Consider the following 20115-nt stretch of genomic DNA (forward strand, 5'->3'; position numbering starts at 1 on the left):
TTGGGTGGCCGCGCTATGGTCGCTGCAGGGCTACTTCCACCTCGTCACGCTTTGCCTTCCCGACCAGGCGTTCAATCAGTGCCAGCGCAAAATCCATGGCAGTACCAGGCCCGCGAGAAGTGATAACCGTTCCATCCTCGACCACAGCGTCCGTGCGATAATCAACCCCGCTGACGTCATCAAGCACACCGGGAAAGCTGGTCACCTGTCGGCCTTCGAGTAGCCCGCTATGCGCAAGCACTTTGGGTGCAGCACAAATAGCCGCCGTATAGCGGCCGGCGGACGCCATCTCCTTTAGTAACGCATGAATACGTGGATCTCTGTCGAGATGGTCGGCGCCGGGCAACCCTCCTGGCAGCACCAGCATGTCGTAATTATGTGTCAGCGCTTCATCAAGCGTGGTATCGGGAACCAGAACAGTTCCACGCGATGCCTTGACTGGCTGATCGTCGAGCCCGGCCGTCACCACATCAATGCCGGCGCGGCGCATCAGGTCAATTACAGTGACGGCTTCGAGTTCTTCGCATCCCTGCGCGAGGGGGACCAGTACGCTTGCCATGTCTTTTCACCCTCCTGTTGCTGTTCAATCAGTTTCCGCACCGGCACCAGACGAATACCCATCTTCGCCAGCTGTGGAAGTCGTTGCTCCAGCACCGCCAGCGTCTGCGGGTAAGGGTGTCCGATTGCCAGCGCGGTGCCCTGTTCACGCGCCAATGCTACCAGCCTGTCGAACTGAAAGGCTATGTCCTTTTTATCATGACTGTTGTCCAGGAACACATTGCGTCGAATACCGGGTACACCGGTTTCCTCCGCAACCTGCAGGGCCACTGTGGCCCTGGTGGTCCTGCTGTCGACAAAAAACAATGTCCCCTGATGCTGAAGGGTCTCCATCAACCAGCGCATGTGACCGGGATGGCGGGTCAACAGGCTGCCCATGTGATTATTGACGCCAATAACATGCGGCACACGCTGAAGGTTCTCGAGCACTGTCCCGACAAATTCGCTTTTGGTCATTTGCAGGGTAACAGCACCGGCATCCAGTGGACGACCATCGACACTGTCCATCGGGAGGTGCAGTAGCACTTCACGTCCATGATCATTTGCCTGGTTGGCAAGTTCACGGGTGTGGCTTGCGTGCGGCAGAAAAGCACAGGCTACCGGACCGGGCAGGGCGAGTACCCGGCGACCGGTTTCCAGTCGCTTGCCCATATCATCAATAATGATGCCAATAACTGCTTGCGACGTAACGGGTGGCTGTGCGTGCACCTGTTGTGCAAAAAAACCCCACAAAAAAAGAACCGGCCAGAGGCCGGTTGTTTTTGTCATTGCATGTGTTCCCGTTGTATGGCGAGACCGCGTAGCAAATTCAGCGCCTCGTAGAGCTGGTAGTCTGTTTGTGCCAGGGATTCCTTCTTTTTCGCTTCTTTCGAATCGCCGGCACCGTCCTTCTTGCCATTGCCGTTAGCCAGATGCCCGGACAGATCCGCTTCCTTGATCGGGTCAAAAGTTCGTTCGACTGCGGAAATGTTAACTTGCTCCAGCTCGATATCGGGCTTGATGCCTTCCGCCTGGATGGAACGTCCGGACGGTGTAAAGTAACGCGCAGTGGTCAGCTTCACGGCCGTGCCATTACTCAGGGGTAATATCGTCTGCACGGAACCCTTGCCGAAAGTCTGCGTGCCGACAATGATGGCGCGGCTGTGGTCCTGAAGCGCACCGGACACAATTTCCGAGGCAGACGCCGAACCCTGATTAACCAGTACGATCAGCGGAGAGCTATCGAGTATATCGTCCGGGGTTGCATTGAAGCGCAGCCGTGAATCATTGACCCGACCCTCTGTGTAGACAATCAAACCTTTCTTGAGGAAAGCATCAGAAACGGCCACCGCACCATTCAGAACACCACCCGGGTTATTGCGCAGATCCAGCACCATACCTCTCAGTGAGCCGCCAGCCTGCTTCTTCAGCGCTTCGATAGCTGTCACCATATTGTCCGCTGTCTTGGACTGGAATTGTGATATGCGCACATAGCCAAAACCGTCTTCCAGCATGCGCTTCTTGACACTCTTGACCTTGATGACGTCGCGCTTGATCTCTATCTTCAGGGGCTTCTCGACACCCTCGCGTACGATGGTCAGCTTGAGCACAGAACCCGGCTTGCCACGCATGATTTTCACAGCATCGTTCAGTGTCAGGCCTTTTACCGGCGTGTCATCGAGACGAATTATCAGATCTCCGGCCTTGACGCCGGCCCGTTGCGCCGGCGTATCGTCGATGGGTGCGATGACCTTGACGAAACCGTCTTCCATTCCGACTTCGATACCCAGCCCGCCGAACTCACCGGTGGTGCCAACCTGCAATTCCTTGAACTGCTCACGATCCAGGTAGGAGGAGTGCGGGTCGAGACCGGAAAGCATGCCGCGAATGGCATTCTCCAGCAACTCGCTGTCTTCGACATCCTCCACATAGTCGTTCTTGATGCGGCCGAAGACATCGGTAAAGGTCCGCAGCTCATCGACCGGCAGGCCACGTACTGTGGCCGGCGCTTCGCGTTCAGCAAATACGCCTTGCCCGATTGACAGGGAAACACCGATGGTTAATCCAATCAGCACTAAAAAAATATTTTGCCGTTTCACACTCATTAAAAACCTGACCTGGCGAAATCACTGTCGCCTCGAAATTAGAATTAATAAAAGCCTGCCAAGGGGTTGGCTTTAAATACAGTGCCGACCATACCATAGCCGGACAAGATTTGGCCAAACCTGCGCCACTAACTTGCCGCACCTGATGGTTTCCCTCGGCACCATTTGCGTGGATTGACAGGACGCCCCTTGTGACGCACCTCGAAATACAACCCGGAACGGGTCTGACCGCCACTGGCGCCCAATGTTGCAACCGTCTCCCCACTATCGACCCATTCCCCGACTTCCTTATAGAGCGCCTGATTATGACCGTATAAGCTCATATAGCCATCGCCGTGATCGATAATCAGCAACAGGCCGAAGCCCCGCATCCAGTCGGAAAACGCCACCCGACCCTGGGCAACGGCATGTACCTTGCCGCCTTCTGGCGCTGTAATCAGCACACCCTGCCATGCCAGCCCGCTATCCCCACGCGGCGTACCGAAGCGGACGCTGAGTTGGCCACGGGCGGGCCAGTTCAGCGCACCCTTCAATGCCTTGAAAGGCTTGTTGTGTGCCGTATCGGCGGGGATATCCGCGAGTAATTCCTGCAGTGAGTGCACCAACTCCTGCAAACGTCGCTCATCCACCTGGAGTTGTTTTAATGCACCGCCCTGTTTTGCCAGTTGCTGTCTGAGTTCAGCAACCGCCTTCTTCCGCAACTGCTTTTGCTCTGCCAGCTGAGTGATACGCGCGCGCTGGGTGCCTTTTAGTTCGGACAATACCCGTGACTTCTTCTCGATATCACCCTGTAGCACCTGCAGCCGCTTTATCGAGGCATTCATGGCATCGATTTTTTCTGCACGTGCCCGGGTAAAGTAGCCAAAATAAGTCAACACGCGTCCGACAGCATCCGGCTGCTCCTGGTTCAACAGCAACTTGACCTGTTTCTGTCGGCCCATGACATAGGCGCTACGGGCTTCATATGCCAGCTGGTCTCTTTGCGCCCCAAGCTGGCGGGTTTCCTCCTGCCGCTGTCGCTGTAACTCAGCCAGCTGCTTGATTACCGCATTCAACCGCTTCTCCGTATGCCCGAGCGCTTTCCGGGAAACATTGATTTCACGATCAATATCGCGCAGTGCTTTTTCTTCGCGGGTTTTCTGCTTGCGCCTGACTTCAAGCCGGTTTTGCAAATGATGAATACGGGTGCGTAGTTCACCGAGTTCACGCGTCCGCGCAGCGGCGTCTTCTGTTGCACTGAGGGGTACGGGCAGACCTGCCAGAACGATGCTTAAAACCAGCCAGGCACACCGGCACAACATCAGTTTGTGGCCACATATGCGACCATACCGGCTCAGGCCCCTGTCTCCATGCCGGTGACGGTCTGACCGGTTTCATCGGCTGGCTGCCATTCAATCAGTGAACGGCCTGTCATTTCCGCTGGCGGCTGCAGCCCCATTATATCGATGAGACTCGGCACAATGTCGGACAATGCACCGTCATTTAACCGGGCCGGGCGACCCACGTAGACCAACGGAACCACATTGGAGGTATGCGCGGTATGCGCCTGGCCGGTTTCCTTGTCGCGCATCTGCTCGGCGTTTCCATGATCTGCTGTAATCAGCGCTTCGCCACCGGCTGCCTGCAGTGCCGGCAAAACTCTGCCCAGGCATTCATCGATGGCCTCGATCGCTTTGACGGCCGCCTCCATGTTGCCGGTATGGCCGACCATGTCCGGGTTCGCATAGTTGCAGATGATGGCGTCATAATTCCCGCCCTCTATGGCCTCGATCAAGTGGTCTGTCAGCTTCGGTGCGTTCATCTCGGGTTGCAGGTCATAAGTATCAACCAGCGGGGAGGGTACCAGTATGCGCTCCTCACCCTCGAAGGGTTCTTCCACGCCACCATTAAAAAAGAATGTCACGTGGGCATATTTTTCCGTTTCGGCGAGGCGTAACTGGCGCAGGCCGTGGTGCGAGGCAAATTCACCAAACACATTTTTCAACCGCTCGGCAGGGAAGGCCACCGGGACATCGAATTTGGAATTGTATTCAGTCAGGCTGACAAAACGGGCCAGTTTCGGAACGACCTCACGCTCGAATCCATCGAAGTCGCTTTCAATAAACGGGCGCGTAATCTGACGGGCGCGATCGGACCGGTAATTCATGAACACCATGACGTCGCCGTCCTCGACATGAACCGGTTGCTCGCCCTTTGGCACAATCCGTGTAGCCTTGACGAACTCATCGCTTTCGCCACGCGCATAGGCCATTTCGAGACCGGTAATCGCATCCTCCGCCTCAAAATCTGCCTTGCCCTGCGTAATCAGGTCATAGGCAGACTGAATACGCGGCCAGCGGTGATCGCGGTCCATGGCGTAGTATCTACCGATAATCGAGGCAAAACGGCCGCCGCCGTATTCACGGAAGCGATCCTCCATGGCCTGGATTGATGCTGCCGCACTACGTGGCGGTGTATCGCGCCCGTCGAGAAAGGCGTGCAGGTAGACTTTCTTGACACCGCGATCGACAGCCAGCTTGACCATGGCGTGAATATGCTCTTCGTGGCTATGTACGCCACCGGGTGACAGTAACCCCAGTACATGCAAAGCCTTACCACTCTCGATGGCAACATCCGCAGCATCAGTCAAGGTTGCATTGTTGAAAAAAGAGCCGGTTTTGATCGAACGGCTGACACGCGTGAACTCCTGGTAGACAACACGACCCGCCCCCAGATTCAGGTGCCCGACCTCGGAGTTGCCCATTTGCTCGCCGGGCAGACCGACCGACGCCCCTGAAGTACGAATAAAGCTGTGCGGGTACTCGGACCACATCCGGTCCCAGACCGGTGTGTTTGCGGAATATATGGCATTGTAGTCCGTATCTTCGCTGTATCCCCATCCATCGAGAATAATCAGTACGGCCGTCTTGGGAGTTTTTGACATGACCTCAGAGTCTGCGCAGGGGTCTGAAACAGTGACTAGACCCATTCTAACGATAAATTCAGAAAGCCGCCATGCGGAAAAACACCACCCACTAAATTACGGCTTTCTAATCAGGTTTATTATTGTATAATGTTTTGATTATAAAGGGCAGGGGCAGAACCGCTTTCCGGGACATCTGTTTCCACTTTAAAAATACAGGGCAGGTAAATCCGGATATGGCGACAACGACCAGCGAAACCCTTATTACCCGTGACGAGGACATTGACCGCGCGTCACGCTCCCTCAAGGCCATGTCACACCCGCTGCGACTAAAAATTCTCTGCACCCTGGGCGACCAGGAAGTCAGCGTGCAGGACATTGTCGAACACGTCGGCACCTCGCAGAGCAACATTTCCCAGCATCTGGCCATACTCCGCGACAAGGGTATCCTGACCTCGCGCAAGGACGCCAACCGTGTCTATTACCGGGTGGGCGATTCACGCACCCTGCGCCTGATCGGCATGATGCGCGAAGTGTTCTGCAACATTAACACCTCCACCTGATATTCGACAAATTTCTGACGATTACCTGAGGCTGCGACGGTGGATTTTGCACGTATTCTTGAATTCTCCGGGAATCACCCGGTCCTGATCCTGGCTTTTCTCGGCGCTCTCGGATTGCTGATATTCCTCGAGGCTGGCCGCCGTTTCAGCGGCATGAAATCAGTTGGCCCCATCGAGGCAATTCAGCTTAACAACCGGGAAGATGCCGTTTTCCTGGATATTCGCGACGAGGCTGAATACCGTAAGGGACATATCCCGGACGCAATTCATATTCCCCTGAAACAACTGCCGGAACGTGTGAAGGAACTGGAAAAATACCGCGGTAATCCCGTCATTGCCTGCTGTCGTTCCGGTAACCGCTCGACAGCAGCCGGGAGCATCCTGGCAAAACACGGCTTTGAAAACGTGTACAATCTGGACGGCGGTATTTCCGCCTGGCAAAGCGCCAATTTGCCGGTAAACAAGAAATAGCGCGAGAACACTTGGCACTGACGGCTTAAAACAGAACAACTGGAAGCACCCACATGACAGAAGAAAACCATCCAAACACCTCGTCAGAAGATGCGCCCGAGTTCTCCATTCTGCGCACTTATCTCAAGGACGCATCCTTCGAAATTCCAAATGCACCACAGGTATTCACTGAAGACTGGAAACCCGACATCAACCTTCAACTCAACACCGAGGTATCCACGGTTGATACAGATCTCTTCGAAGTCGTACTAAGAGTCACGGTCACTGCAAAGCTTGGCGACAGAACCGCTTTTCTAGCAGAGATCCAGCAAGCGGGTATATTTACGTTGAAAAGTTTTGACGAAACACAGAAAGGCCACATGCTAGGTGCCTACTGCCCTAACACGCTGTTTCCGTTTGCACGCGAAGCTATATCAGACCTGGTCATCAAGGGTGGTTTTCCACAATTGTTGCTTGCCCCAATAAATTTTGACGTCCTGTACGCGCAAAACATCGACCAAATCAGCGCACAGGTCGACGACAAACACTCCCACTAGCTATTACTACAGCACACCAGGTATGCCGAACTTGTCCCATGCCGCTATAACCGTACTCGGCGCCGGTTCCTGGGGCACGGCACTGGCCATGCTGCTGGCGCGCAATGGTGTTGCTGTTCGATTGTGGGATCGTGATGCGTCTCATATTGCGGCACTTGAAAAGTCCCGCTCTAATGAACGGTATCTGCCCGGTATACCCTTACCAGATGGCATTTCACCCGTTGCAGAGCTGGGCAGTGCTTTATCCGAATCCGACTTCGTTCTGGTCGTTGTGCCAAGTGGCGGGTTCCGGGACGCCCTTAAGAACATTTCCGCATTGCAGCAAACACCGGGTAAACTGATCTGGGCCAGCAAAGGCCTTGAACCCGGCAGCGGAAAATTTCTGCACCAGGTGGTCGAAGAAGAGATGCCCGGCCACCCTGCCTACGCCGCCCTGTCCGGACCCAGCTTTGCGCTTGAAGTCGCACGCGGCCTGCCCACAGCAGTCACCGTTGCCTCACCGGATCCGGCCTACGCCGACGCGGTGGCTGAATTATTTCACTGTCCGACCTTCCGGGCCTATACCAGTACAGATCTGCTTGGTGTCGAGCTGGGCGGATCTGTCAAAAATGTACTGGCTATCGCAGCCGGTATATCCGACGGTCTTGGTTACGGCGCCAATGCGCGGGCTGCGCTGATTACCCGGGGACTGGCTGAAATCATGCGCCTTGGTGCCAAACTGGGCGGACAGCGTGAAACCTTCATGGGACTGGCGGGGGTAGGTGACCTGGTGCTGACCTGTACCGATAATCTGTCCCGTAACCGCAGGCTGGGGCTGGCGCTGGGGCAGGGTCAAACCCTGGCGGCCGCAATCGATGCTATCGGGCAGGCAATAGAAGGCCTGGAAACGGCTAAAGAACTTGATGCACTGGCTACACGGCACCAGGTCGATATGCCGATAACCGCACAGGTGAAAGCCGTACTGTATGACGGTGCGCCACCGGCATCCGCTGTTCAGGCCCTGCTGAACCGGGAAGCAAAGGCCGAATTACTTTAAGGTGGCACATCACTTCAGCCGTGAGATAATCTTCAAGGTAGCATTCCGTTGCGATTTATAGAGCAGGGCAGATAATAGGCCTGTGGTCGATACTCAATGAGGTGCAAGGTGTCAGTCATGTCGTTTTTCTCGCTCACGCTTAATGCCGCCATCACTGGCCTTGTCTTGCAGCTGGCATCACTGCCGTCAATTGCAGCGCCGGCTACACTCAAAACCACGCAGGCTGGCTACCAGTTGATGCCAGACGAACAACGCTTCGATGGCCTGGTCGAAGCCGTGTATCAATCTACAATCTCCGCCCAGACAGCGGGTGAGATTATCGAACTTCCATTCGATGTGAACGATTATGTTCCGAAGGGTGCGCTCATCGTGCGCCTTGATGACAAACGCCAGAAAGCCCAGCTGGACCAGGCCATCGCCAGTGAAGCACGGGCGCGGGCACAGCTTGCCGATGCCGAATCCGACTACCGGCGCAAACAGCAGCTGTTCAAAAAGAAGGTGCTGGGCAAGGCTACGCTGGACAAGGCAGAAACAGCGCTCAAGTCTGCCCGAGCCGGACTGGAACTGGCACAGGCAAAACTGGACCAGGCACGTGAGCAATGGGAATACACCAGGGTACGTGCTCCGTTTGCCGGCGTCATGATCGAAAGGCTGGTTGAAATAGGCGAGCATGCCCGAACCGGCACACCGCTGGCAACGGGCTTGTCGCTGGAAAAGCTGCGCGTCCAGGTCGCCATTCCGGCGCACTACGCCGGCCATATACGTGAAAATCTGCAGGCGCGTGTACAAAAACCCGGTGGCCAGGAGTGGCTGGAAAGTACCGACATCACCCTGTTCCCTTTCGCAGACCCGCACAGCCATACCTTTACAGCGCGAGTACAGTTACCGGAAGGCCAGCATGGTATGTACCCGGGTGTGCTGGCCAAGGTCGCTTTCCTGGTCGGGCGACAGCAGGCGCTGCTGATCCCCGACAGTGCCATCATACATCGCAGCGAGGTAACCGGTGTTTACGTAGTTGCGGATTCGGGACGTATCTATTTTCGCCAATTGCGGATCGGGCGTCCCGCGGCCGGCAATATGCGCGTTGTGCTGGCCGGACTGGAAGAGGGCGAGGCGGTTGCACTGGATCCGGTGGCCGCCGGCATTGCGCTCAAACAGCAGGTAAACACTGTCTCCCATGAGTGAACAACCCGGCTTCTCGGGTGCTATCGCCCGGCGCTTTCTGCAAACCGAAATCACACCGCTACTGGCATTGCTGGGTGTGCTACTCGGGCTGTTTGCGATTGCAGTGACACCGCGCGAAGAAGAACCACAGATCAATGTCACTTTTGCCAACGTCTTCATCCCGTTCCCCGGTGCTTCCGCGCGTGAAGTGGAAAAACTGGTAACGAGTTCCGCCGAACAGGTATTGGCCGAAATCGAAGGCGTCAAACACATTTATTCCGTATCACGCCCGGGACTGTCTATCCTCAGCGTTGAATTTCTGGTGGGGGAACCGCGTACCGAAGCCATTGTCCGGCTCTACAATGCCCTGTATTCAAACCAGGACTGGCTTCCAGCCGATCTGGGTGTTGGCCAGCCACTGGTCAAACCCAAGGGCATCGATGATGTACCCATCGTTACGCTGACATTGTGGACAGAGGACCCCACACGTGCGGGTGCTGATCTCAGACACATTGCGCATACGCTGGAAACAGAACTCAAGCGTGTGCCCGGCACCCGGAATATATATACGGTAGGTGGGCCGGCACCGATCGTGGATATCCACTTCGACCCACAGAGACTTGCCGGTTACGGACTCACACTGGAAGCATTGCGCAACGCCCTGCAGCAAGCGAACCAGTCCGCTGATGTTGGTACGCTGGTCAATCACAATCGTGAGATACAGGTCAAGGCAGGCCAATTGCTGGGCGACGCACAAACCATTGCCGGCCTGGTCGTCGGTATGCATGCGGGAAAACCGGTTTACCTGCGTGATGTTGCCGAAGTACAGCAAGGGCCTGAACAACCCACGCAGTATGTCTGGTTCGGCTCCGGCGCCGCGGCGGGTGATGCTTCGATGCCAGGTGTACATCCTGCAGTAACACTGGCGATTGCCAAACAACCGGGAACCAACGCAGTAAAAATAGCAGACCAGGTTGTTGCACGGCTGGATGAACTGAAAGGCATCTTCATCCCGCAAGGTGTGAACGTTACCATCACGCGCAACTATGGCGTCACCGCCGACCAGAAGGCGCAGACACTGATCAAAAAACTCATTTTCGCTACCGCATCGGTCGTTCTTCTGGTTATTTTCAGCCTCGGCTGGCGCGAAGCCATTATTGTCGGCAGCGCAGTCATTATTACACTGGCCATCACCTTGTTCGCCTCCTGGGCGTGGGGCTTCACGCTTAACCGCGTGTCACTGTTTGCGCTGATCTTCTCCATCGGGATCCTGGTGGATGACGCGGTTGTGGTGGTCGAAAATATCCACCGCCACATGCAAATGGGCAAGCTGAACCTGGTACAGGCCATTCCTGTTGCCGTGGACGAGGTAGGCGGGCCAACTATCCTGGCCACCTTTACCGTCATTGCCGCCCTGTTACCGATGGCATTTGTTACCGGGCTGATGGGGCCATATATGAGCCCGATACCCATCAATGCCAGTATGGGCATGCTGATTTCACTGGCAGTGGCACTGGTTGTCACACCATGGATGTCGTTGAAAATGCTGCGCAAGTCACCAGCGCACGATGCTGAAGAACAGGGAGATTCACGCTTGCTGGCAGCCTTCCGGCGTTTTCTGACACCGTTCCTGTCCGGTGACAAGGGACGCCGCGCACGCCTCCTCATGCTTGCGGCCATGCTGATACTGATCCTGTTCTCGGTCGGACTTGCCGGTGTAAAACTGGTGGTTCTGAAAATGCTGCCGTTCGATAACAAGTCCGAGTTCCAGGTTGTTGTCGACATGCCCGAAGGCACGTCACTGGAACAGACCAACCGCGTACTGACCGAACTGGCTGGCTACCTGGCCGGCGTGCCGGAAGTCGACAACTACCAGATCTATGCCGGCACGGCTGCCCCGATTAATTTCAACGGACTGGTGCGCCAGTACTATCTCCGGGAAGGTGCATCGGTCGGTGATATCCAGGTCAACCTGGTGGACAAGTCACATCGCCAGCGCAAGAGTCATGATATCGCCCGCAGTGTGCGTGATCCATTACAAGCCATCGGCAAACGCTTCGATGCTGTCATTAAAATTGTCGAGGTACCGCCCGGACCACCGGTTCTGTCACCACTGGTGGCTGAAATCTATGGTCCGGATTACGATGGCCAGATCAAAGTCGCCCGGCAAATTCGCCAGGTTTTTACAAATACCGCGGATATTGTCGATGTCGATGACAGCATTGAGCAGCCTGCACCGCGCTGGATTGTAAGCATTGACCGCACCCGTGCTGCACAACTTGGTGTAGATCAGGCAACCGTTGTTCGCGCACTGGCGACCGCGCTGGACGGAGAAAATATCAGCTACCTGCACGACCCCGATGCCCGCTACCCGGTTGCCATTCGGCTGGAACTTCCCGTGGCTGAAAAAACAGATATCGAGCAGGTGCTCGGCATCAAGGTGCGCGGCCGGGATAATACACTGGTCGCCTTGTCGGAACTGGTTACGCTGGAATCATCGTCCATTGAACGATCCATCTACCGCAAGGATCACCTGCCGCTGGTTTTTGTTACTGCTGACATGGCCGGCAAACTGGACAGTCCGTTGTATGGTATGGCAGCACTGCACCGGAACATCGGTGAGACACTCACCACCAACGGTGAACCTGTTCAGCAACACCTGATCAAGCAGCCAGACAACCCCTACAGGTACAGCCTGAAATGGGACGGGGAGTGGCAGATCACCTACGAAACTTTCCGGGATATGGGCATTGCCTATTCGGTGGGGCTGATACTGATTTATTTGTTGGTCGTTGCACAGTTCCGTTCCTACCTGACGCCACTGGTTATCATGGCACCGATCCCGCTCACTATCATCGGCGTTATGCCGGGGCACGCGCTGCTGGGCGCCCAGTTCACCGCTACCTCAATGATTGGCATGATTGCACTGGCAGGTATTATTGTGCGCAACTCCATCCTGCTGGTGGATTTCATCAATGACGAAGTCGCCAGAGGAATCGCTTTCGAGGAAGCCGTAATTCGTGCCGGCGCCATTCGGGCAAAACCCATTATCCTCACCGGACTGGCAGCTGTTCTTGGTGCGCTTTTCATACTCGATGACCCGATCTTTCGTGGCCTGGCTATCGCGTTGATATTCGGCTTGCTGGTTTCCACTGTTCTTACGCTGGTCGTGATCCCGGTGATGTACTACGCACTGATGCGCAAACGGCTGGGCCGGCTGAAAGCATCACAATAACGATTCAAGCGCCTCCTGCCGTTACGGCTTTGCCCATCTGGCGTGGCAGGGAGCAACGCTCAGTCAGCGCCTGAAAACGCCTGCTGCCGCCATGCTTCATAGACCAGTACAGCAACCGTATTGGACAAATTCAAACTACGGCTCCGGGCCACCATCGGCAGACGTATCACTGTGCTGACCTGCTGTGATTCGAGCAGACCGACTGGCAGCCCACGGGTTTCCGGACCGAACAGCAACGCGTCGCCGGGTTGATAATTGATGTCACAATAGCGCCGGGTACCACGTGTTGAAACGGCGTACAGGTTTTTCGGCTGTATGTCCGTGATAAATCCTTGCAGCGTATCGTGCACCTGTACACTGGCCCATTCACGATAATCCAGGCCCGCCCGGCGCAGTTTACGATCATCCAGCTCAAAGCCGAGCGGCCGGATCAGGTGCAAGCTGCAACCGGTATTCGCGCACAGGCGCATTACGTTGCCGGTGTTGGGTGGTATCTCCGGCTGATAGAGTACGATATGAAACATTGGTTAATCCGCTTTTCTTTCGCCTGCACTTAAGGTCAAATACAGCTCCATGAACCAGACTGACAATCCGCTTGCCGTCGATTTCTGCGGCCTGACACTCCACTCACCGCTTGTGCTGTTGTCCGGCTGCGTGGGGTTTGGCGAGGAATATACACGGGTACGGGGATTTTCCAATCGTGATGTTGGTGCTGTCTGCCTGAAGGGCACCACACTCGACCCACGCCCGGGCAACATGCCACACCGTGTCTATGAGACACCGGCAGGCATGCTCAATGCCATTGGCCTGCAAAATCCCGGCGTAGACCATGTGGTAAACAGCATCCTGCCACAGCTGGATTTTGAAGAAACGCGTTTTATTGCCAATGTGTCCGGTTCTACTGTTGAGGAATATCATGAGGTCACGCGACGCTTTGATGACTCCCCGATCGATGCCATCGAAATCAATATTTCCTGCCCGAACGTGAAGGAGGGCGGTGTCGCCTTTGGGAATGACCCGGATATGTCCGCGAGAGTGGTGGAGACCTGTCGCAAGGCTACCAACAAACCCCTGATCACCAAACTGTCACCCAACCAGACCGATATCGCCGGCAATGCCCGCCGCTGCATCGAGGCTGGCAGTGATGCTTTTGCGGTCATCAACACGCTGATGGGCATGGCCATCGACATCGAAACCCGTCAGCCGGTGATCGGTAATAACCAGGGCGGCCTGTCCGGGCCGGCCATCAAACCCGTGGCTCTTCTCAAGGTTCAGCAAGTTTACCAAGTGTGTAAAGCACACCATATTCCTATTATTGGCCAGGGTGGTATTACAACTGTCGAGGATGCCATAGAGTTTCTCATTGCCGGCGCCACAACTGTCGGCGTCGGGACAGCCCTGTTCTATGATCCGCTGGTATGCAAGACTCTCAATAGCGGTATTTCTGACTATCTGCAGCGACATCAGCTACCGGGCCTTGCCTCACTGACCGGCAGTCTTCAACTCAACTAACCGCACCTGATCCGCCCCGGTGCCGCGTCTTGTAACCGGCAAACCCCTGCCTGCAAAGCCACCTGCACAGCAAATGGCGTGAATTTTGCTTCATATCCCCTGCTAGCACGGCAGCAACAGGGTAACACCATGTATAAAAGACACTTCGGGTTGTCAGTATCGCCATTTCGTATTACCCCGGACACACGCAAATTTTTTGGTGGTGGGCAGCGTGCAGAAATACTGGAAACACTGATATACGCGATCTGTAACGGCGAAGGCATGATCAAGGTAACCGGTGAAATCGGTACCGGAAAAACCATGCTTTGCCATATGCTGCAGGAACAACTGCCCGACTCGGTCGAGGTCGTTTACCTTGCCAATCCCAACCTGACTCGCGACGAAATTTTGACGGCCATCGTGCTGGAGCTTGAATTACCTGTTCCGGAGGGGTGCTCGCGCCTGCAACTTATGCAACACCTGCAGGATTACCTGCTCTACTGTCACCGCAAACAACGTCGTGTCGTGGTCTTTATTGAAGAAGCCCAGCAGATGCCTTTGCAGACACTTGAAGAAATTCGCCTGCTTTCGAATCTGGAAACCCGTGACGCCAAGCTTCTGCAGCTACTGCTGTTCGGTCAACCCGAACTCGATAAGCTATTGGAAAAACATGAAATTCGTCAATTACGGGATCGTATCGGGCACAGTATTCACCTCACACCGCTTAGCTCGAAGGAAGTCGCTGAATACTTGCGCTTCCGGCTTCATAATGCCGGTTATCGGGGCGGTGAATTGTTTACCTGGTCGGCCTGCTGGTTGCTGGCACTTTCTTCAGGTGGGCTGATTCGACGACTGCATCACCTGGCAGAAAAGTCATTACTGTCTGCATTCTCTGCCAACGCTGTACGGGTTCGGCTGATTGATGCCTGGCGTGCCCGTAGTGACGGCCAACATCTGGCAAAACTGCCACGTTTTGCCGGGGGAGTGGTGGCCGGCACCCTGATTACAGCACTGACCGTATTCCTCCAGAATTTACCGGCACCACAAGCTGAATCAACGCAGGCTGCAGCCATGCAGCGAATCGCAGAAACTCCAACGCCAGACCCGGTGCTCGAAGCTGCCCGGCAGCGTGCGCTCAGTATCCAGCCCTCTGCCGGCCTGCCAGCCGTCTCACAACGACTGGCCGCATCAGAAATCTGGCTACGCAACCCGCACGGCGGATTGACGATACAGCTCTTGCTGAGTGAAGACGACGATCTTGCCAATATAGAAAAACTGATTGAAAAACAACCTTATAGGAATATTCAATCAAACATTTTCCTGTCACGAAGTGAAATTGGGGGACGCCCGCGCTGGAACGTCCTGTACGGGAATTTTGATAGCAAGTCCAAAGCTTTGGCGGCAATTGCCGATCTACCTGATGAGCTGCGCAGGCATAAACCGTTCATACGTTCGATATCCGCACTATACAAAAGCCAGGAACGAACCGAAGCGCAGACCAAAAAGGAAAGCTCAGGATGAACAGTTTACGCTGGATGCTCTATTTACTGCTGACGGTGCTGGTGACCATAACCGGTTGTGCGTCGACGCCTCCGAAACCCGCGAGCGGACACATTGATAGCAGTCAACGTCCGGATGCCTCCCACCTTTCCAGTGATGCCATTCCCTCACTGGTGCGTGAAGCCCCGGTTGTCCCGGAGCCCACGCCGGCGATAGCGCAGGAAACCTACACTGTCGTTGTGACCAATGCAGCGCTTGATGAACTGCTGTTCGCACTGGCACGTGATGCCCATCTCAATATCGATGTTCATCCCGGACTGTCGGGAAAAGTGACATTAAACGCAATCGACCAGACCCTGCTGCAGATACTTGATCGTATTTCTGCACAGGTACCGGTTCGTTACCATTTTGAAGATGAACTGTTGGTGGTAGAGCCCGATCAACCTTATCTGCGCAGCTACTATATCGATTACGTGAATCTGGCCCGCAGCAGCAAGAGCAACAACAGTGTTTCTACCGAAATCGCCACAACCGGCCAGGCCGCCGTAGGCGATAGCGGCGGCAGAGGTAGTAGCGGTGGATCGAACAGCTCTTCGACAAATGTCACCAGTTCTTCGGAAAATCAGTTCTGGGGACGCCTACGGCAGAACATCGCCAGTATGCTGGGACTAAAGGGCGACGACGATGCATCCGGCCAATCCGTCATTATCAATGCCGAAACAGGGCTGATTACAATACTCGCCACACAAACCCAGCATTTACAGCTCCAGGAGTATCTCGACCGACTGGTAACCAACGCACAGCGCCAGGTGCTGATCGAAGCAACAGTTGTTGAAGTCGAACTGAACAATAACTATCAGTTCGGTGTGGACTGGTCAAAAATTGCCGATAGCGGAAATGGCGTCAGTTTTACCCAGAGCCTGCTTGGCACCAATCTGGCCAGCCCGCCTGTATTCTCTCTCAACTACACCGACAACAAGAGCTTCGGCAACATTTCTGCGACTGTAAAAATGTTGCAGGAATTCGGTAATGTGAAGGTACTGTCCAGCCCCAAGATAATGGCGATAAATAACCAGACAGCCTTGCTCAAGGTTGTTGATAATATTGTTTACTTTACACTTGAGGCCGATACTGTAACCGGCCAGACCACCACTCAAACCACCTTTACCAGTACGCCACACACCGTACCGGTCGGCTTTGTTATGTCTGTCACACCGCAAATCAGCCGTGAAGATGCCGTCACGCTTAATGTCAGACCGACCATCTCGCGTGTGACAGGTTTCGTAAATGACCCCAATCCTGCTTTGGCAGCCAACAGTATCGAAAGTCGAATTCCACAGATACAGGTTCGTGAAATGGAATCTGTATTACGCGTGCGCAGTGGTCAGATTGCCGTGCTGGGTGGGCTGATCCAGGACAATGTCAACCTGACTGACCAGGGTATCCCCGTCCTGTCACAAATTGATTACCTGGGTGATGCGTTCACCTACCGGGACAACAAAATCAAAAAATCCGAGCTGGTAATTTTCCTGCGTCCGCGCGTTGTGGACAGCCTCGACAAACCACTGGATGTCTACACGGATTACCTACCAAACCCTGATGCAGCGCTCGGGCCTGACCACGCAGGTGAATGGAGGGTAATGCGTTGAGCCTGCTTATGGATGCACTCCGACGTGCAGAGACACCTGCCGATGAAGCGACGGATGAAACCTCTGCAACAGCAGAGCAGACAACTGCAACCGCCACGGAAAGCAGCGCGGCTGATCTTTCGCTGGAACCGCTGAATGATGTTGAACGCCAGTCAGAAGCTCGTCAGCAACACTCCGGTGAAGATCGGCAACAACAATCGCCTGATGACAATGCTTCCATCGATAGTGAACGTCCGGATGAATCCGGAACGGTAAAACGCAGCCACGTAGTACTGGAGCCGCGCTCCAGCCGGACACAAAACATACTCATGTTCATTTCCGGCCTGGCATTTATTCTGCTGATTGTGGGCAGCTACTATGCCTGGAAGTCCAGCGAGCTACCTGCACAAAGAGGCTTTTCATCGGCAACACTGATCGACTCACCCGAAACACCAGAAGTTTCACAAAATGAACTCGCTCAGAATGAGACAGCCTCGGTGACAAAAAACGTAACGGCACAAAAGACAACCACCACACACCGTGCAGTTACACCACCAAAACACGCACCAGACCTTCACCCGGCGCAGGCGAGCCACAGCATAAGCCCTGAGCCTCGTCCAAAGCCATCAATCAACATCAGCAAGCGGCAGAAAATACCCGGCATCAACCCGGAGCTGATAGCCGCCTACAATGCTTACCAGAAACAGAATTTTGAACTGTCAGAGAAACTCTATAAACGTGTCCTGCGCCGCTACCCCGATAACCGGGATGCCGTACTGGGGCTGGCCGCCATTGCCATGTACCAGGGGCGTTATGCCACCGCACGCGATTTCTACACGCGCGCCCTGAAAGCCAATCCTGCTGACAGTGTTGCCCGTATCGCACTGCATTCACTTATCGGTTCAGGCGATGCACTGAAAGACGGCAGCCGTCTCAAGCAATGGTTGCAGTCAGATCCGGGCAACCCGCAACTACACTTTGCACTCGGTAATTACTACGCTGAGAACAGGCAATGGAAGGAAGCACAGCATGCATATTTTGAAGCCTTTCGTCTTGCACCCTCACGAGCCGATTATGCCTTCAACCTTGCCGTGACACTGGATCGTCTGATGTTGCGCAAACAGGCACTCGAGTATTACCGCAAGGCACAGGAACTTGCCGGTAGCACAACTTTATTCAGCACCAGACAACTGGAGCAGCGCATTACCCAGCTGGAAAATTACGGGGGAGCGAAACAGTGAACGCTGTTGCCCGGCCAAAACGTATCGGTGACCTGCTGATAGAAAAGGGCATCCTTACCCAGGACCAGCTCAGTATTGCGCTAACCGAGCAGAAGAAATCACGCGAGCAGCTTGGCAAGATCATTGTCAGTCTTGGTTTCGCGACCGAGGCTGTCGTTCGCGACGCGCTCGGTGAAGCGCTGGGGCAGGAGAGCGTCGACCTGGCGAAAGTGATCGTCGACACGGAAGTCCTGCAGCTGGTTGGCAAGGATGTGGCGCGCCGCTTCAAAATGCTGCCTCTATCGATTGATTCAAACAAGGCTGTTCTGACAGTCGCAATGGCTGACACGTTCAATGTGGTTGCCATTGACCAGTTACGCGCGCTACTGGGCGGCGAACTTGAAATTATGCCGGTACTGGCTGGCGAATCTGAAATTGAAACTGCGATTGACCAGCTATATGGCTTCGAGCTTTCTGTCGATGGCATCTTGCATGAAATAGAAACCGGTCAGGTTGATTACAGCAATCACCACAGCGAATCCGACGAGTACAGCCAACCCCTGGTCAGACTGGTTGATGCGCTTTTGTCTGATGCCGTTAAAAAGAGCGCTTCTGACATTCACTTTGAGCCTGAACTGGGGTTCCTGCGCATTCGATATCGTGTCGACGGTGTCTTGCGCCAGGTTCGTAGTCTGCACCAGAACTACTGGTCTGCCATTGCCGTTCGTTTAAAAGTTATTTCAGGGATGAATATAGCCGAGACACGCGCACCGCAGGACGGCCACATTTCACTGACGCTGTTCGGCCGCCCGGTTGATTTCCGTGTTTCTGCACAGCCAACCACACATGGCGAAAATATAGTCCTGCGAATACTCGACCGTAACAAGGGTATTGTTCCGCTGGACAAACTCGGTCTTAGTGAGCACGCACTTGCCACATTACGACTCATGATGGCAAGGCCGGAAGGTATTCTGCTTGTAACCGGCCCGACAGGTAGTGGCAAGACTACCACCCTTTATTCCATGTTGAGCTACGTTAATGATGAGTCTGTAAACATCATGACACTTGAAGACCCGGTTGAATATCCCATGCCGATGATTCGTCAAACATCGGTAAACGTTTCTGCAAAGCTGGATTTCGCCAGCGGCATCCGCTCCATGCTCAGGCAGGATCCGGATATCATCCTGGTTGGCGAGGTCCGCGACGAAGATACTGCCGATATGGCGCTACGCGCGGCCATGACAGGTCACCAGGTCTATTCAACACTTCATACCAATTCCGCTGTTGGCGCGATTCCACGCCTGCTGGACCTGGGCATAGTACCGGATATTCTTGCGGGAAATATTATTGGTATTGTGGCCCAGCGACTTATACGCAAGCTATGTCCACATTGCAGAAAGCAGGACAAGCCAACTGAACTGGAACATCACCTGCTGGGACTCGCGAAAGATGAAAACCCGGTGGTTTACCGTGCAGATGGCTGTGAACAGTGCCACCAGTCAGGTTATCGCGGTCGTATTGCCATCACTGAACTGCTCAAGGTTGATACAGATATAGACGACCTTATCGCACGCCGGGCATCGCGGAAGGAAATTCACGAACTGGCGATCAGTAAAGGCTTTGAACCGATCGCAGAAGACGCACTGCGCCGTGTGCTGGATGGCAGCAGCACGCTCGAGGAAGTATCCCGCGTCGTTGACCTCACAGACCGTCTGTAGAGTAGAAGA

17 protein-coding genes are annotated in these 20115 nt (G+C 54.7%); 11 read left to right on the forward strand and 6 right to left on the reverse strand.

The features are described from left to right. Positions 1-13: 13 nt before the first annotated feature. The 5 genes from DFR30_RS00305 to gpmI all read right to left on the reverse strand — a co-directional run bounded on the left by DFR30_RS00305 (position 14) and on the right by gpmI (position 5565). A complete protein-coding gene (locus tag DFR30_RS00305; RefSeq protein WP_132970774.1) occupies positions 14-559 on the reverse strand; it encodes a DJ-1 family glyoxalase III in 546 nt (181 codons plus the stop codon). Continuing rightward, a complete protein-coding gene (locus DFR30_RS00310) occupies positions 499-1326 on the reverse strand; it encodes a divergent polysaccharide deacetylase family protein (RefSeq protein ID WP_132970775.1) in 828 nt (275 codons plus the stop codon). The genes DFR30_RS00305 and DFR30_RS00310 overlap by 61 nt, the downstream gene beginning before the upstream one ends. Beyond that, entirely contained in the window at positions 1323-2642 is a 1320-nt protein-coding gene (locus tag DFR30_RS00315) for a S41 family peptidase (protein ID WP_132970776.1), read from the reverse strand. The genes DFR30_RS00310 and DFR30_RS00315 overlap by 4 nt, the downstream gene beginning before the upstream one ends. 128 nt (positions 2643-2770) lie before the next feature. Continuing rightward, positions 2771-3943: a murein hydrolase activator EnvC family protein gene (locus DFR30_RS00320; protein WP_132970777.1), complete on the reverse strand. Its 1173-nt coding sequence runs from the start codon at positions 3941-3943 to the stop codon at positions 2771-2773. Between the two features lie 32 nt (positions 3944-3975). Further along, on the reverse strand, positions 3976-5565 hold the full coding sequence (gene gpmI, locus DFR30_RS00325; RefSeq protein ID WP_132970778.1) for a 2,3-bisphosphoglycerate-independent phosphoglycerate mutase: 1590 nt from the start codon (positions 5563-5565) through the stop codon (positions 3976-3978). A gap of 215 nt (positions 5566-5780) precedes the next feature. On the opposite strand from gpmI, the gene DFR30_RS00330 reads away from it, so the two are divergent. The 6 genes from DFR30_RS00330 (at position 5781) to DFR30_RS00355 (ending at position 12549) form a co-directional block, all read left to right on the forward strand. After that, positions 5781-6107 carry an ArsR/SmtB family transcription factor gene (locus DFR30_RS00330; RefSeq protein ID WP_132970779.1) on the forward strand — a complete coding sequence of 109 codons (327 nt, stop codon included), beginning with the start codon at positions 5781-5783 and terminating at the stop codon, positions 6105-6107. Between the two features lie 39 nt (positions 6108-6146). Then, positions 6147-6578 (forward strand): rhodanese-like domain-containing protein, encoded by a 432-nt coding sequence (locus DFR30_RS00335; protein WP_207891768.1) that lies wholly within the window; start codon positions 6147-6149, stop codon positions 6576-6578. A gap of 53 nt (positions 6579-6631) precedes the next feature. After that, on the forward strand, positions 6632-7114 hold the full coding sequence (secB, locus tag DFR30_RS00340) for a protein-export chaperone SecB (protein WP_132970780.1): 483 nt from the start codon (positions 6632-6634) through the stop codon (positions 7112-7114). Between the two features lie 22 nt (positions 7115-7136). Then, positions 7137-8150: an NAD(P)H-dependent glycerol-3-phosphate dehydrogenase gene (locus DFR30_RS00345; RefSeq protein ID WP_132970781.1), complete on the forward strand. Its 1014-nt coding sequence runs from the start codon at positions 7137-7139 to the stop codon at positions 8148-8150. A 117-nt stretch (positions 8151-8267) separates the two neighbouring features. Next, positions 8268-9335, forward strand: coding sequence for an efflux RND transporter periplasmic adaptor subunit (locus tag DFR30_RS00350; RefSeq protein ID WP_165869045.1), 1068 nt, complete (start codon positions 8268-8270; stop codon positions 9333-9335). Next, entirely contained in the window at positions 9328-12549 is a 3222-nt protein-coding gene (locus tag DFR30_RS00355; protein ID WP_132970783.1) for an efflux RND transporter permease subunit, read from the forward strand. Before DFR30_RS00350 ends, DFR30_RS00355 begins: the two co-directional genes overlap by 8 nt. Before the next feature lie 59 nt (positions 12550-12608). Here the strand turns inward: DFR30_RS00355 and trmL are convergent, their stop codons facing one another. Further along, positions 12609-13073, reverse strand: a complete 465-nt coding sequence (trmL, locus tag DFR30_RS00360; RefSeq protein WP_132970784.1) for a tRNA (uridine(34)/cytosine(34)/5-carboxymethylaminomethyluridine(34)-2'-O)-methyltransferase TrmL — start codon at positions 13071-13073, stop codon at positions 12609-12611. Between the two features lie 49 nt (positions 13074-13122). Here trmL and DFR30_RS00365 point away from each other — a divergent pair, with 49 nt between their 5' ends. The 5 genes from DFR30_RS00365 (at position 13123) to DFR30_RS00385 (ending at position 20106) form a co-directional block, all read left to right on the forward strand. After that, positions 13123-14061: a dihydroorotate dehydrogenase gene (locus tag DFR30_RS00365; RefSeq protein ID WP_132970785.1), complete on the forward strand. Its 939-nt coding sequence runs from the start codon at positions 13123-13125 to the stop codon at positions 14059-14061. A 78-nt stretch (positions 14062-14139) separates the two neighbouring features. Then, entirely contained in the window at positions 14140-15561 is a 1422-nt protein-coding gene (locus DFR30_RS00370; protein WP_132970786.1) for an ExeA family protein, read from the forward strand. Beyond that, positions 15558-17189 (forward strand): pilus (MSHA type) biogenesis protein MshL, encoded by a 1632-nt coding sequence (gene mshL / locus DFR30_RS00375; protein WP_132970787.1) that lies wholly within the window; start codon positions 15558-15560, stop codon positions 17187-17189. Before DFR30_RS00370 ends, mshL begins: the two co-directional genes overlap by 4 nt. After that, complete coding sequence (locus DFR30_RS00380) at positions 17186-18409, forward strand: tetratricopeptide repeat protein (RefSeq protein WP_165869046.1); 1224 nt, start codon at positions 17186-17188, stop codon at positions 18407-18409. Before mshL ends, DFR30_RS00380 begins: the two co-directional genes overlap by 4 nt. After that, on the forward strand, positions 18406-20106 hold the full coding sequence (locus tag DFR30_RS00385) for a GspE/PulE family protein (protein WP_132970789.1): 1701 nt from the start codon (positions 18406-18408) through the stop codon (positions 20104-20106). The genes DFR30_RS00380 and DFR30_RS00385 overlap by 4 nt, the downstream gene beginning before the upstream one ends. Positions 20107-20115: the final 9 nt, after the last annotated feature.

Origin of the sequence: Thiogranum longum, from assembly GCF_004339085.1 — a bacterium.
In the GTDB taxonomy this organism is placed as follows: Bacteria; Pseudomonadota; Gammaproteobacteria; order DSM-19610; family DSM-19610; genus Thiogranum; species Thiogranum longum.

Coding starts and splice junctions, on each gene's coding strand:
- DFR30_RS00330 (WP_132970779.1), top strand. CDS start 5,781: ATGGCGACAACGACCAGCGAAACCCTTATTACCCGTGACGAGGACATT.
- DFR30_RS00365 (WP_132970785.1), top strand. CDS start 13,123: ATGAACCAGACTGACAATCCGCTTGCCGTCGATTTCTGCGGCCTGACA.
- DFR30_RS00315 (WP_132970776.1), bottom strand. CDS start 2,642: ATGAGTGTGAAACGGCAAAATATTTTTTTAGTGCTGATTGGATTAACC.
- DFR30_RS00350 (WP_165869045.1), top strand. CDS start 8,268: ATGTCGTTTTTCTCGCTCACGCTTAATGCCGCCATCACTGGCCTTGTC.
- DFR30_RS00310 (WP_132970775.1), bottom strand. CDS start 1,326: ATGACAAAAACAACCGGCCTCTGGCCGGTTCTTTTTTTGTGGGGTTTT.
- mshL (WP_132970787.1), top strand. CDS start 15,558: ATGAACAGTTTACGCTGGATGCTCTATTTACTGCTGACGGTGCTGGTG.
- secB (WP_132970780.1), top strand. CDS start 6,632: ATGACAGAAGAAAACCATCCAAACACCTCGTCAGAAGATGCGCCCGAG.
- DFR30_RS00345 (WP_132970781.1), top strand. CDS start 7,137: ATGCCGAACTTGTCCCATGCCGCTATAACCGTACTCGGCGCCGGTTCC.
- DFR30_RS00355 (WP_132970783.1), top strand. CDS start 9,328: ATGAGTGAACAACCCGGCTTCTCGGGTGCTATCGCCCGGCGCTTTCTG.
- trmL (WP_132970784.1), bottom strand. CDS start 13,073: ATGTTTCATATCGTACTCTATCAGCCGGAGATACCACCCAACACCGGC.
- DFR30_RS00305 (WP_132970774.1), bottom strand. CDS start 559: ATGGCAAGCGTACTGGTCCCCCTCGCGCAGGGATGCGAAGAACTCGAA.
- gpmI (WP_132970778.1), bottom strand. CDS start 5,565: ATGTCAAAAACTCCCAAGACGGCCGTACTGATTATTCTCGATGGATGG.
- DFR30_RS00320 (WP_132970777.1), bottom strand. CDS start 3,943: ATGTTGTGCCGGTGTGCCTGGCTGGTTTTAAGCATCGTTCTGGCAGGT.